The organism is Variovorax sp. VRV01 (genome assembly GCF_014852545.1).
GTDB classification, from domain to species: domain Bacteria; phylum Pseudomonadota; class Gammaproteobacteria; order Burkholderiales; family Burkholderiaceae_C; genus Variovorax; species Variovorax beijingensis_A.
In genome coordinates this window covers 154193-166440 of record NZ_JACVBS010000011.1, presented here as the reverse complement: position 1 = coordinate 166440, position 12248 = coordinate 154193, and the positions used below count along the sequence as shown (strand labels likewise).

10 protein-coding genes and 1 other RNA gene are annotated in these 12248 nt (G+C 65.2%); 2 read left to right on the top strand and 9 right to left on the bottom strand.

Annotated features, from left to right (window positions below):
* Nucleotides 1-10 precede the first annotated feature (10 nt).
* The 9 genes from IB278_RS20450 to ompA form a co-directional block, all read right to left on the bottom strand.
* A complete protein-coding gene (locus tag IB278_RS20450) occupies nt 11-826 on the bottom strand; it encodes a polysaccharide deacetylase family protein (RefSeq protein ID WP_192325089.1) in 816 nt (271 codons plus the stop codon).
* Nucleotides 810-1817 carry a YncE family protein gene (locus IB278_RS20445; protein ID WP_192325087.1) on the bottom strand — a complete coding sequence of 336 codons (1008 nt, stop codon included), beginning with the start codon at nt 1815-1817 and terminating at the stop codon, nt 810-812. The genes IB278_RS20450 and IB278_RS20445 overlap by 17 nt, the downstream gene beginning before the upstream one ends.
* Before the next feature lie 81 nt (nt 1818-1898).
* Nucleotides 1899-2648, bottom strand: a complete 750-nt coding sequence (locus tag IB278_RS20440) for a pseudouridine synthase (protein ID WP_192325085.1) — start codon at nt 2646-2648, stop codon at nt 1899-1901.
* 58 nt (nt 2649-2706) lie between these two features.
* Nucleotides 2707-4443 carry a gamma-glutamyltransferase gene (ggt, locus tag IB278_RS20435; RefSeq protein WP_192325083.1) on the bottom strand — a complete coding sequence of 579 codons (1737 nt, stop codon included), beginning with the start codon at nt 4441-4443 and terminating at the stop codon, nt 2707-2709.
* Nucleotides 4444-4484: 41 nt separating this feature from the next.
* Nucleotides 4485-6140: a class I SAM-dependent methyltransferase gene (locus tag IB278_RS20430; protein WP_225613030.1), complete on the bottom strand. Its 1656-nt coding sequence runs from the start codon at nt 6138-6140 to the stop codon at nt 4485-4487.
* Nucleotides 6141-6221: 81 nt separating this feature from the next.
* Nucleotides 6222-6606, bottom strand: a transfer-messenger RNA (tmRNA) gene (ssrA, locus tag IB278_RS20425).
* 12 nt (nt 6607-6618) lie between these two features.
* Nucleotides 6619-7287: an HAD-IA family hydrolase gene (locus IB278_RS20420; RefSeq protein WP_145741807.1), complete on the bottom strand. Its 669-nt coding sequence runs from the start codon at nt 7285-7287 to the stop codon at nt 6619-6621.
* Entirely contained in the window at nt 7284-8012 is a 729-nt protein-coding gene (gene ubiG / locus IB278_RS20415) for a bifunctional 2-polyprenyl-6-hydroxyphenol methylase/3-demethylubiquinol 3-O-methyltransferase UbiG (RefSeq protein ID WP_145741805.1), read from the bottom strand. Before ubiG ends, IB278_RS20420 begins: the two co-directional genes overlap by 4 nt.
* 126 nt (nt 8013-8138) lie before the next feature.
* Nucleotides 8139-8792 (bottom strand): outer membrane protein OmpA, encoded by a 654-nt coding sequence (gene ompA, locus IB278_RS20410; protein ID WP_192325081.1) that lies wholly within the window; start codon nt 8790-8792, stop codon nt 8139-8141.
* Nucleotides 8793-9017: 225 nt separating this feature from the next.
* Between ompA and gyrA the strand changes: the two genes are divergently transcribed.
* Together gyrA and IB278_RS20400 are read left to right on the top strand one after the other, a co-directional pair.
* Nucleotides 9018-11663 (top strand): DNA gyrase subunit A, encoded by a 2646-nt coding sequence (gene gyrA, locus IB278_RS20405; protein WP_145741802.1) that lies wholly within the window; start codon nt 9018-9020, stop codon nt 11661-11663.
* Nucleotides 11660-12247, top strand: a complete 588-nt coding sequence (locus IB278_RS20400) for a DUF2059 domain-containing protein (RefSeq protein WP_124956859.1) — start codon at nt 11660-11662, stop codon at nt 12245-12247. The genes gyrA and IB278_RS20400 overlap by 4 nt, the downstream gene beginning before the upstream one ends.
* Nucleotide 12248 lies beyond the last annotated feature (1 nt).

Below are 12248 nucleotides of genomic sequence, written 5' to 3'. Positions count from 1 at the left end.
GGCGGCAGCCTCAGGGGTGGGATGCGATCCAGGCGCGGTACTGCGGATGCTGGCGCAGCGTCTCGAAGCAGAAGCCCCTGGCCTTGAGGCCGACGATCAGCGGTTCGAGATTGGCCGGCGCCCACGGATCCTTGCGCGACCAGATGCCCAGGTGCGCGAGCAGGATGTCGCCCGGGCGGATGCTCTCCAGCGCCTGCGAAAGAAGCCTTTCATTGCTGAACTTCTCGCTCGGCAGCTCGTCCCCCAGGAAGCCGGCCGGCGACCATCCCACATGCTCGAAGCCGCAGGCCTTGGCCGCCGCCAGCAGCCGGGGCGAGGTCTTGCCGCCCGGTGCACGGAACAGCGGCAGCGGTTTCTTGCCGGTGATGGCAGCCAGCCGATCGGAGGCCTTGCCGATGTTGGCGCAGTATTCGGCCGCGCTCCAGGTGAATTCGCGCCCCGCCAGCGCCCCTGCCGTGGGCTTGATGCGGAAGCTCGGCGCCACGCCCTTGAGGTCGCCGCGCCAGTATGCGTGGTCGTAGGTGTGGGAGGCGAATTCGTTGCCTTCGGCCGCCCTCGCCTTCCACCACGGCGCCCAGTGGCTGTCGAGGCTGTCGCCGTCGGTCTGGGTGCGCTCGGCGGCGGCAAAGAAAGTGACGCGGACGTTCTGGCGCTTGAGCACGTCGGCCACCAGCGGCGCCACGCCCATGTGGCCGGTGTCGAAGGTCAGGTAAACCGGCTTGTCGCAGGAAGCGCCCTGCTGCTGCGCCCAGGCAGCCGGCACCGCCGCCAGGGCGATCGCCAGCAGGGCTGCGGCCCGGCCGCTGCGGCTAGGTGCGCTTGCCATGGTCCAGCGTCCAGACGCCGTGCGGCGAGCGGCCGACGTTGACCTGGCGCACGAGCTTGTTGTTCACCAGGTCCACCACGCTGAGCTTCTTGGCCCAGCGCGAGGTGACATACAGCGTCTTGCCGTCGGCCGACACGTCCATGCAGTCGGGCCCGCCCGGCACCGGGTAGACCGCGCCGACCTTCAGCGTCGCCAGGTCGATCCGGCTGATGGTGTTGGCCACCCGGTTGCTCACGAACACGCTCTTGCCGTCGCCGGCCGAGCGGAAGGCATGGGCGCCCTTGCCGGTCGGGATCTTGCCGACCAGCTTCGGCTCGGCGCCGGCCACGTCGAACACCTGCACGCCATCGCTGCCGGTCAGGCCCACGAGCAGGGTCTTGTCGTTATGGATGCCGAAGATGTCGGCCGGCATGGCGCCGGTGGCCACGCGCCAGCGGACGGTCTGGGTGGGCAGGTCGACGGCGATCAGCTCGTCGCTGTCCTGCATCGTCACGTAGGCGATGGTGCTGGTGTTGTCGATCCAGATGTGGCTCGGGGTCTTGCCCGATGCGATGCGCTTGGCCAGCTTCAGGTCCTTGCCATCCCAGCGGTAGATGTCGACGTGGTTCAGGCGGTTGCCCGCGGTGACGAACCACTTCATGTCGCGCGAGAACTGCAGCTGGTACGGATCGATGATGCCGTAGACCACGCGCTGCACCTCGGCCGTCCTGGGGTTCAGGAAAGTGAGCGAATCGCCCGCCGAATTGGCCACGATGACCGACTTTTCGTCGGGCGTCATGTAGAGGTGGTGCGGCTCCTTGCCGGTGGCGATGCGCTGCTTTTCGGTCCAGTCGGTCGGACTGATCACGCTGACGCTCGCGTCCAGCGAATTGAGCACGAAGATCGGCGGGGCTTCAGGCGGTGCGGCGGCGGCGGCTTGCGCCAGCCAGACCGCGAGGCATGAAAACAGGAAGGCCGGAAAGCGGCCATTCGGTCGGGCAGGAAATCGCAAGGGAAAGGTTCCGAGAGAGAGCTGGGAATCTTAACGGCCGCGCCTTAAGACTGGCTGACCGGGACCACGCGCTTTCTTGCCTTATTTCGGCGCTTTCGGGGGCTTGGCGGGCGCCCGCAGCGCCGCGACCTGCTCGGCCGTGAGCCAGCGCCACTGGCCGGCCGCCAGGTCGCCCGGCAGCGCCAGGTCGCCGATGCAGGAACGGTGCAGCCCCTCGACCCGGTTGCCGACCGCCGCCAGCATGCGCTTGACTTGATGGTACTTGCCCTCGGTCAGCGTCAGCCGCAGGTGCAGCGGGCTGTCGGACTCGCAGGCCGCCGCGCGCACCGGCTTCGGATCGTCGTCGAGCACCACGCCGGCCAGCAGCTTTTCGATCTGGACAGCGTCCACCGGGTGCTTGGCCGTGACTTCGTAGACCTTGGGCACATGGTGCTTGGGGGAACCCATCTTGTGGATGAACTGGCCGTCGTCCGTCAGCAGCAGCAGCCCTGTCGTGTCCTGGTCGAGCCGGCCGATGGCCTGCACGCCCTGCACCGCGCCCTTGTTGGGCCGAAGCCGCAGCGGCGACGGCAGCAGCGTGTAGATGCTCGGGTAGGTCGAAGGCTTCTGCGAGCACTCGGTGCCGGCGGGCTTGTGCAGCATCAGGTAGGCCTTCTCGTGGTACGCCCACTCGGTGCCCTGCACCGTGAAAAGCAGGCCTTCGGGATCGAGGTCGGCGAAAGGATCGTCCACCACCTCGCCCGCGATGGTCACGTGGCCTTGTTGAACCAGCCCCGCGCACACGCGACGTGTGCCGAAGCCCTGGGTGTAGAGAATGTCTTGCAGATGCATGGGAAATGAAAAAGGCGGCCGCGCCGGCGTGGCACGACCGCCCCCTGAGTTTGCAGGATCAGTACCCGGCGGCGAGGCCGGTGTTGCGGCGCGGATCGTTCGCGCCGTAGAAGCGGTTGGCGCCCACCGGCTTGCCGCCCAGCGACGGCGCACCGACGATGATCGCCGCCAGGTGGTTGGCCGGTTGGGGCACGCCCAGGTTGTGGCCCATGTCGGTCAGGATCTTGCGGGTGTCGGGGCTCAGCGCAAAGGTTTCGACGTTGGTGACATCCGGCAGCCATTGCTGGTGGAAGCGCGGCGCGTCGACGGCCTCCTGCACGTTCATGCCGTAGTCGACCACGTTCAGGATGGTGTGCAGCACCGCCGTGATGATGCGGCTGCCGCCGGGCGTGCCGACCACGAACACCGGCTTGCCGTCCTTCGAGACGATGGTCGGGCTCATCGAGCTCAGCGGGCGCTTGCCCGGCTCGATCTTGTTCGCTTCGCCCTGCACCAGGCCGTAGAGATTGGGCACGCCGACCTTCGAGGTGAAGTCGTCCATCTCGTTGTTCAGCAGCACGCCGGTCTTGTCGGCCGTGACCTTGGCGCCGAACCAGTCGTTCAGCGTGTAGGTGACCGACACCGCGTTGCCCTGCTGGTCGGTGATCGAATAGTGCGTTGTGTTGCTGCCTTCGTGGGGCGCGACGCCGGGCTTGATGTCCTTGGAGACGCCGGCCTTCTTCGGGTCGATGGCGGCGCGGATCTTCTCGGCGTAGCCCTTGTCGAGCAGGCGCTCGAGCGGGTTCTTCACGAAGTCGGGGTCGCCCAGGTAGCTGTTGCGGTCCACGTAGGCGTGCCGCATGGCCTCGATCTGGTAATGCACGGCCTCGGCCGAACGAAAGCCCAGGTCCTTGAGCGGATAGCCCTCGAGGATGTTGAGCATCTCGCAGATGATCACACCGCCCGAACTCGGCGGCGGCGCCGAAACCACGCGGTAGCCGCGGTAGTCGCACTCCACCGGCGCGAGCTCGCGGGTTTTGTACTGATCGAGGTCGGCCTGCGTGATGATGCCCTTGCCGGCCTGGCTCGATGCCACGATCGCCTGCCCGACCCAGCCCTTGTAGAACCCGTCGACACCCTTGGCGCTGACGGCGCGCAGCGTCTTGGCGAGGTCTTTCTGCACCAGCTTCTGGCCGACCGCGAAGGGCTCGCCCTTGTTCAGGAAGATGGCGCCGGAAACGGCATCTTTCTTGAAGTCGTTGGTGGAGGTGCGCAGCATGTCGACGTCGCCCTGCTCCAGCGCAAAGCCTTTTTCGGCCAGCTGGATCGAGGGAGCGATCAGCTGGTCGCGCTTCATGGTGCCGTACTTCTCGCGCGCGTATTCCATGCCCGAGACCGTGCCCGGCACGCCGACCGCAAGATGCCCGTTCGTGCTCAAACCCTTGATGACGTTGCCGTCCTTGTCGAGGTACATGTTGGCCGTGGCGGCCAGCGGGGCCTTCTCGCGGAAGTCGAGGAAAGTCTTGCGGCCATCGGCCAGCTGCACGGTCATGAAGCCGCCGCCGCCCAGGTTGCCTGCCGCCGGATAGACCACCGCCAGCGCGTAGCCCACGGCCACCGCCGCATCGACGGCGTTGCCGCCGCGCTTGAGCACATCGACGCCGACCTTGGTGGCCAGGTGCTGCGCGCTCACGACCATGCCGTGCTCGGCCGCTACAGGCGCCTGCGACGCAGCGTTCGAGGCGCTAGCGCCCGCGAGCAGGAGCGCCGCCGCCACGGCGGTGCGCAAGTTCGGAGTCCAGTGGAGGGTCTGCATGGGTGAATTTCCTCTTTTGAGTTCGATGGGAACGGTAACGGTCATGCGACGAGCAGCGCCTTGCGCCGCAGGGCCGCCAGGCCAAGCACCACCTGCTGCCGTGCGAATTCCTGCAGGACGGTTGGATCGGTCAGCGGCTTGTCATTCTGGATGAAGCGCAGGCGGCCGGCATCCACTTCGTTGGCCAGGTGGTCGGCCAGCATGGCGTGCGAATGCGCGCCATCGAGCAGCGGCAACAGGCAGCGCTCGAGCGCTGAAAGCCCCACGAGTTCGTGCCACTGGTTGCAGACGTTCGCCGCGCTTCCGGCCGACAACGCCAGGCCGGGCGCACTGCGCACCGACGGCAGCGCCCGCGGCAAGGCAGAGACCTCCGCGGCGGCGTGCACCGGCGCGCGCCGGACGCGCACGGCGCCGAGGATCACCAGTTCCTCGAGCATCGACAGCACTGCCGGCTCGACCGACGAACGCGGCTCGCCCAGCAGCGCGAGTACCGCGGCAACCAGCCGCTCGAATGACACGCTGGCCGGGTAGTGCGCTTCGAGCACCTGCGCCAGGGCCTTGTGCACCGGCAGCCGCAGCGTCACCGTCAGGTTGCGCAGCGCATTGCATGGCTGCTCGCGCGCATCGAGCGTCAGCGCGCTGCCGTCCGCAGCGGAGAACACGCCGGCAAACTCGAAGCCGCTGATGCGGGCTGGGTCCAACCGGTAGCGGATGTCTCCGGCGCGGCCCTGCTTCACCAGCAGCGTCTGGCGGAACGTGCGATTCACGAGGAAGTCGAGATACTGCTCCATCAGGACCTGGCTGCCGCCGCACTCGCGCAGCAGCGGCTCGCGAACCTTCTCGTCGTAGTTCTGGACGAACATCGTCGACGGCTCTGCCTCTGCCAGGTAGCCGAGGCCATTCGCCTCGGCGCGCGCCACGAACTCCTTGAAATAGCAAGGTGCGTTGCAGGGCTCGAGAAACTCGTGCAGCAGGTAGGAGCCGTTGGCCCCGCGCACGATCGGCATCGTTTCCTCGAGCGTTTTGCCGAGCACGCTGCCGGGTCGCGCCGACTGCTCGAGAAATTCGAGCATGCCGCGCGCATAGGACAGCTTTTCCTCCGGCGTGTCACGCGGGCCGCCGCGCAGGATCATCGCGTCGCGCACGATCTCCCTCGCCTTCCAGCCGGGGTAGACGTTGTAGCTGACATAGGCAACGCCATCGGGTGCCAGATTCTCCGAGCACACGCGCAGGATCGCGTCCTGCACCGGCCCCGGCACCCAGCTGTAGACGCCGTGGCAGATGATGTAGTCGAACTGGCCGAACGATGCATCGATCTCGGCCAGATTGAATGCCCGCAGCTCCACATTCGACAGCCCGGCACGCGCGATGGCCTCGCGGCCCTGCGCGACCTGCACCGTCGACAGATCGAGGCCCAGGGCGCTGGCTTCGGGGTGGCGCGCCGCAAACGGAATCAGGTTGCCGCCAGCCGCGCAGCCGAGTTCCAGCACGCGCGCGGTGGATGGGGCCGGTGCTTCGAGGCCGAACAGAAAGGCAATGGCTTCCAGGTGCTCTACGGCGGTTTGCGGGAAAGGGTGCGACTCGTAGGGCACCGCGTCGTAGTAGCTCGTGAGCGTGGAGGTCAGTGAATCGGGCACGGCGTCCTTTGGAATCGAGGCCGGCCGCAGCACCCTTTGCCAAGGAGAAACAGCGGCCATGGTGTGTCAGCTCCCGCTGACTATAGCCTCGCGTCGGGCAAAAAAAAGCCAACCCGTCGAAGGTTGGCTTTTTGCGGTGGATGGTGGAGCTGGGGGGATTTGAACCCCCGTCCGCAAGCCTTCATCGCGCAGTTCTACATGTTTAGTGATCTGATTTGAGTCTCGCTTCCGGAGTCGCGCAGTCACACGCTAAACCGGACGCCAGCACCCTATTTTCTCGCCCCGACCCAAGGTACCCGGATCGGAGCCAGCCCATGTAATTATCCTTGCAGCCGGGAGGTCAGGATTGCTCCAGACCCCCTTGCCCAGCCCATCGGCCAACTGTTGCAAGGCTCACTGGCAATTAAGCAGCGAGTGCGAAACGTTCGTCGTTTGCAGTTAGTTTGTTTGAATCTGTTTTACGAGCGCATTCAGCTCGACATGCCCCGCTGCGACTCCGAACCCACGTCGAAACCAGTGCAGCCCCAAGCCCACCATTTTAGGCCGGGTTGAGGAATTGCAAGAGCTCCAGGGGCGAAGTAATTGCGGCATCGGCCTCCCAGAGGGTGGCGTCCGCCTGCGGCCCCATGTAACCATAGGTAGCCGCGATGGTCCGCATGCCCGCGGCCCGGCCTGCGATGATGTCGCGTTCGTCGTCCCCCACGTAGATGCAGGCGCTGGATGGAATTCCAAGCCGGCGTGCCGCTTCATGCAGGGGCTCGGGGTGCGGCTTGGCGTACGGCGTGGTGTCGCCGCTCACGATCGCGCCGGCACTGTCGAAAAGCGGAATCGCGCGCGTCAGCGGATCGGTGAAGCGTGCCGACTTGTTGGTGACCACCCCCCAGGCCAGGCCGCGCGCCCGGATGGCATCGATGAGCGATGGCACCCCGTCGAACACCTGCGTGTTGAGCAGCATGCGGTTTTCGTAGGCGACGAAGAACTCTTCCCTCAACGCAGGAAATTCCGGCGCTTCGGGCGTGATGCCGAAAGCCACACCGAGCATGCCCCGGGCACCGGCTCCCGCCATGAACCGATAGCGCTCCAGGGGGTACGACTCGAGCCCGCGATCCGTGCGCATCTTGTCGGCCGCGGCGCCGAGATCGGGTGCGCTGTCGATCAGCGTGCCGTCCAGATCGAACAGCACGGCCTGGATGGCTGCGGCCGTCACGTCTGCGAACCCGACAGCGCCGGCTTCTGCGTGGCGAACATGTAGTTGACGCTGGTGTCGGCGCTGAGCCAATACCGCCGCGTCAGCGGGTTGTGTTCCATGCCGCGCGTGTGCCGCAGGTCCAGGCCGGCGGCGCGGCAGTGGGCCGCCAGTTCGCTGGGACGCAGCAGCTTCGCGTACTCGTGCGTGCCGCGCGGCAGCATGCCCAGAACATATTCGGCACCGACGATCGCAAGCATGAACGACTTCAGGTTGCGGTTGATCGTGGAAAAGAACACCCAGCCGCCCGGCTTGACGAGCGTGGCACAGGCCTGGACGATCGACGCGGGCTCGGGCACGTGCTCCAGCATTTCCATGCAGGTGACGACGTCGAAGCTGCCGGGCTGCTCCGCAGCCAGCGCCTCGGCGCTGACTTCCCGGTACTTGACGCCCTGGGTTCCGGCTTCGAGGGCATGCAGGCGCGCCACCTTGAGCGCCTTGCTCGCCAGATCGATGCCAAGCACGTCCGCGCCCTTTCGGGCCATCGAATCGGCCAGAATGCCGCCGCCGCAGCCGATATCGAGCACCCGGCGCTGCGAAATCGGCGCAATACCGTCAATCCATTCCAGTCGCAATGGATTGATTTCATGGAGCGGGCGGAATTCGCTGTCCAAATCCCACCAGCGGTGGGCAAGCTCCGAAAACTTGGCGAGTTCCGCCGGGTCGGCATTCACATGATCTGTCATGCCGTGATTATGAAACGGAGAATGCGCCGGCGAGCATCCACGGGTACCGCATCCGCGCCCGAAGAAATTCAGTGGGCATAAAAAAACCCCGCCGAGGCGGGGTTTTCTTTTAGCGATTCAATCGAATCACTTGTTGGCGCGGGTGCCAACCACTTCGATTTCCACGCGGCGGTTCTTGGCGCGGCCTTCCTTGGTGCGGTTGTCCGCAACAGGCTGCTTCTCGCCCTTGCCTTCGGTGTAGACGCGGTTGCGTTCGATGCCCTTCGAGACCAGGAAGGCCTTGACGGCTTCGGCGCGGCGCACCGACAGACGCTGGTTGTAGGCGTCCGAACCGATCGAGTCGGTGTGGCCCACGGCGATGATCACTTCGAGGTTGACGTCGCGGATCTTCGAGACCAGGTCGGTCAGCTTGGCGCGACCTTCGGGCTTGAGAACCGACTTGTCGAAGTCGAAGAATGCATCGGCAGCGAAGGTGACCTTCGAAGCAGCCACGGCCGGCGGCGTCACAGCAGCAGGCGGCGTCACAGCGGCAGGAGGCGTAACGGCGGGAGCCGGAACCAGAGCACCGTCGCAACCGGCGGCGGCCGTAGCCGGCGTCCAGTTGGCATCACGCCAGCACAGTTCGTTCGTGCCGTTCTTCCAAACCAGTTCGCCGGTGCCGTTTTGCCAGTTGTCGATCGTAGGACCGCCGTTCGCAGCGGTGACACGGGTCTGCGCGCCGGCGGCAGTGGCGAGCGCAGCGACTGCAAACATCATCGCCACTTTATTCAGTTTCTTCATGGTTCTCCTCTTGGGGAAAAAGCCGCAGCCGCGCTGCGAATCAAGGACGCTTTAAGTGACCACCACCCAAAACGTTGAGGCGATTGTGCCATAGGGTCTTTGGCAAACAGGCCGCTGGACACCCCGGAAGCGTAGGACGGAGGCGGAATAGCGGCCTTGTGTTGCGGCGGTGCGACACCCCTCAGAGCGTAAAATTTCGCCTTCCTGCCGCCAGCCTCTTGCTCAATGACCTCCTTCGCCAAAGAAACCCTGCCCATCAGTCTCGAAGAGGAAATGCGCAGCAGCTATCTCGATTACGCCATGAGCGTGATCGTGGGCCGGGCGCTTCCCGATGCGCGCGACGGCCTCAAGCCTGTGCACCGGCGCGTGCTGTATGCCATGCACGAGCTCAACAACGACTGGAACCGGGCCTACAAGAAGTCCGCCCGCATCGTGGGCGACGTGATCGGCAAGTACCACCCGCATGGCGACCAATCGGTCTACGACACCATCGTGCGGCTGGCGCAGGACTTTTCCATGCGCCATATGCTGGTCGACGGCCAGGGCAACTTCGGGTCGGTCGACGGAGACAATGCGGCCGCAATGCGGTATACGGAAATCCGGCTGGCCAAAATTGCACACGAAATGCTGGCCGATATCGACAAGGAAACTGTCGATTTCCAAGACAATTACGACGGCTCCGAAAAAGAACCAAAGGTCCTTCCGAGCAAACTGCCGAATTTGCTGGTGAATGGCTCCGGCGGTATTGCGGTGGGCATGGCCACCAATATTCCGCCGCACAATCTCAATGAGGTGGTGGACGCCTGCCTGCACTTGCTGCGCAATCCGCAGGCCACCATCGACGAGCTGATGGAAATCGTGCCGGCGCCCGACTTCCCGACCGCCGGCATCATCTACGGCATCAATGGCGTGCGGGATGGCTACCGCACCGGCCGCGGCAAGGTCGTGATGCGCGCCAAGTGCCACTTCGAGGACATCGACCGCGGCCAGCGCCAGGCGATCATCGTCGACGAGCTCCCCTACCAGGTCAACAAGAAGACACTGCAGGAGCGCATGGCCGAGCTGGTGCACGAAAAGAAGATCGAGGGCATCAGCCACATCCAGGACGAGTCCGACAAGTCGGGCATGCGCCTGGTCATCGAGCTCAAGCGCGGCGAGGTGCCCGAGGTGGTGCTCAACAACCTGTACAAGCAGACCCAGCTGCAGGACACCTTCGGCATCAACATGGTGGCGCTGGTCGACGGCCAGCCCAAGCTGTGCAACCTGAAGGACCTGATCGAGGTCTTCCTGCAGCACCGCCGCGAAGTGGTCACGCGCCGCACCGTCTTCACGCTGCGCAAGGCGCGCGAACGCGGCCACGTGCTCGAAGGCCTGGCGGTGGCGCTGGCCAACATCGACGAGTTCATCCGCATCATCCGCGAGTCGCCCACTCCGCCGGTCGCCAAGGCCGAACTGATGACCCGCAGCTGGGACAGCAAACTGGTGCGCGAGATGCTCACGCGCTCGCGCGCGGACGGCGGCGTGGTCAATGCCGACGACTACCGCCCCGAGGGCCTGGAACGCGAATTCGGCATGGGCTCGGATGGCCTCTACCGCCTGTCGGAAACGCAGGCCCAGGAAATCCTGCAGATGCGCCTGCAGCGCCTGACCGGCCTCGAGCAGGACAAGATCGTTGCCGAGTACAAGGAGGTCATGGCCGAGATCGACGACCTGCTCGACATCCTGGCCAAACCCGAGCGGGTTTCGGTCATCATCGGCGAAGAACTCGGCACCATCAAGCAGGAGTTCGGCCAGTCCAAGCTCGGCGCGCGCCGCAGCCTGGTGGAGCACAGCGCCTACGACCTCTCGACCGAAGACCTGATCACGCCCACCGACATGGTGGTCACGCTTTCGCACAGCGGCTACATCAAGAGCCAGCCGCTGAACGAGTACCGCGCGCAAAAACGGGGCGGACGCGGCAAGCAGGCCACCGTCACCAAGGAAGACGACTGGATCGACCAGCTCTTCATCGCCAACACGCACGACTACATCCTGTGCTTCTCCAACCGCGGCCGGCTGTACTGGCTCAAGGTGTGGGAAGTGCCGGCGGGTTCGCGCGGCTCGCGCGGGCGCCCCATCGTCAACATGTTCCCGCTGCAGGAAGGCGAGAAGATCAACGTGGCGCTCGCCCTGACCGGCGAGAAGCGCAATTTCCCGGCCGACCAGTACGTGTTCATGGCCACCTCCATGGGCACGGTCAAGAAGACCACGCTCGACGAATTCAACAACCCGCGCAAGGGCGGCATCATTGCCGTGAACCTCGACGAGGGCGACTACCTCATCGGTGCCGCACTCACCGACGGCAAGCACGACGTGATGCTGTTCAGCGACGGCGGCAAGGCCGTGCGCTTCGACGAGGAAGACGTGCGCCCGCTGGGCCGCAACGCGCGCGGCGTGCGCGGCATGTCGCTCGACCCGGGGCAAGGCGTGATCGCGATGCTGGTGGCCGAGGACGAGCAGCAGAGCGTTCTCACCGCCACGGAAAATGGTTACGGAAAGCGCACAAGCATTACCGAGTACACGCGCCACGGCCGCGGAACCAAAGGCATGATTGCGATTCAACAGAGTGAGCGCAACGGCAAGGTCGTTGCCGCCACCCTCGTGCATGCGGACGATGAGATCATGCTCATCACCGACAAGGGCGTGCTCGTGCGCACCCGGGTAGCCGAGATTCGCGAGCTGGGTCGCGCAACGCAGGGCGTTACGCTGATCGGGCTCGACGAAGGCGCCAAACTCAGCGGGCTACAACGTATCGTCGAAAACGACGCCAACGGCGAGAGTGAGCCTGGCGCAGACGATACTTCCTCATCTTCAACGGAGAATCCTCAGTGAAAAAATTCAAGCTCGCACTTCTGACCGTCGCCCTGGCCGGCAGCTCGATGGCCGCCATGGCCCAGGACAAGGCTGCGCTCATCAAGCAGTTCATCGACGTGCAGCGCCCCGGCATCGAATCGCTGGCCCGCGGCCTGGTCGAGCAATCGAGCGCCCCGATCGCGCAAGCCGGCTCGCAGTATCTGCAGACGCAAGTGCCCGAAGCCAAGCGCGAATCGGCCGCCAAGGCTGCCGACGCCGAACTCAAGAAGTACTTCGACGAGGCGTATCCGATCGTGCGCGACAAGGCCGTGCAACTGGCACCCGGAGCCCTGACCCCGCTGCTCGAGCAGAACTTCAGCGAAGACGAGCTCAAGCAACTGCTGGCCTGGATCAACTCGCCGCTCAGCAAGAAGTACCAGGACCTCAACCCCAAGATGCAGACCGCGCTGACCGAGAAGCTCGTGAGCGACACCCGCGCCACCATCGAGCCGAAGATGCGCGCGCTCGACGAAAACGTGGCCAAGGCCCTGGGTGCACCCACCGGCGGCTCGCAAGGCGCCGCTCCCGCCAAGGCACCGGCCAAGGCTCCCGCCAAGAAGTGAC

Bases quoted from the DNA above. Each gene is read 5' to 3' on its own strand.
- IB278_RS20450 (WP_192325089.1), bottom strand. From the start codon at position 826: ATGGCAAGCGCACCTAGCCGCAGCGGCCGGGCCGCAGCCCTGCTGGCG.
- IB278_RS20440 (WP_192325085.1), bottom strand. From the start codon at position 2,648: ATGCATCTGCAAGACATTCTCTACACCCAGGGCTTCGGCACACGTCGC.
- ggt (WP_192325083.1), bottom strand. From the start codon at position 4,443: ATGCAGACCCTCCACTGGACTCCGAACTTGCGCACCGCCGTGGCGGCG.
- IB278_RS20430 (WP_225613030.1), bottom strand. From the start codon at position 6,140: ATGGCCGCTGTTTCTCCTTGGCAAAGGGTGCTGCGGCCGGCCTCGATT.
- ubiG (WP_145741805.1), bottom strand. From the start codon at position 8,012: ATGACAGATCATGTGAATGCCGACCCGGCGGAACTCGCCAAGTTTTCG.
- ompA (WP_192325081.1), bottom strand. From the start codon at position 8,792: ATGAAGAAACTGAATAAAGTGGCGATGATGTTTGCAGTCGCTGCGCTC.
- gyrA (WP_145741802.1), top strand. From the start codon at position 9,018: ATGACCTCCTTCGCCAAAGAAACCCTGCCCATCAGTCTCGAAGAGGAA.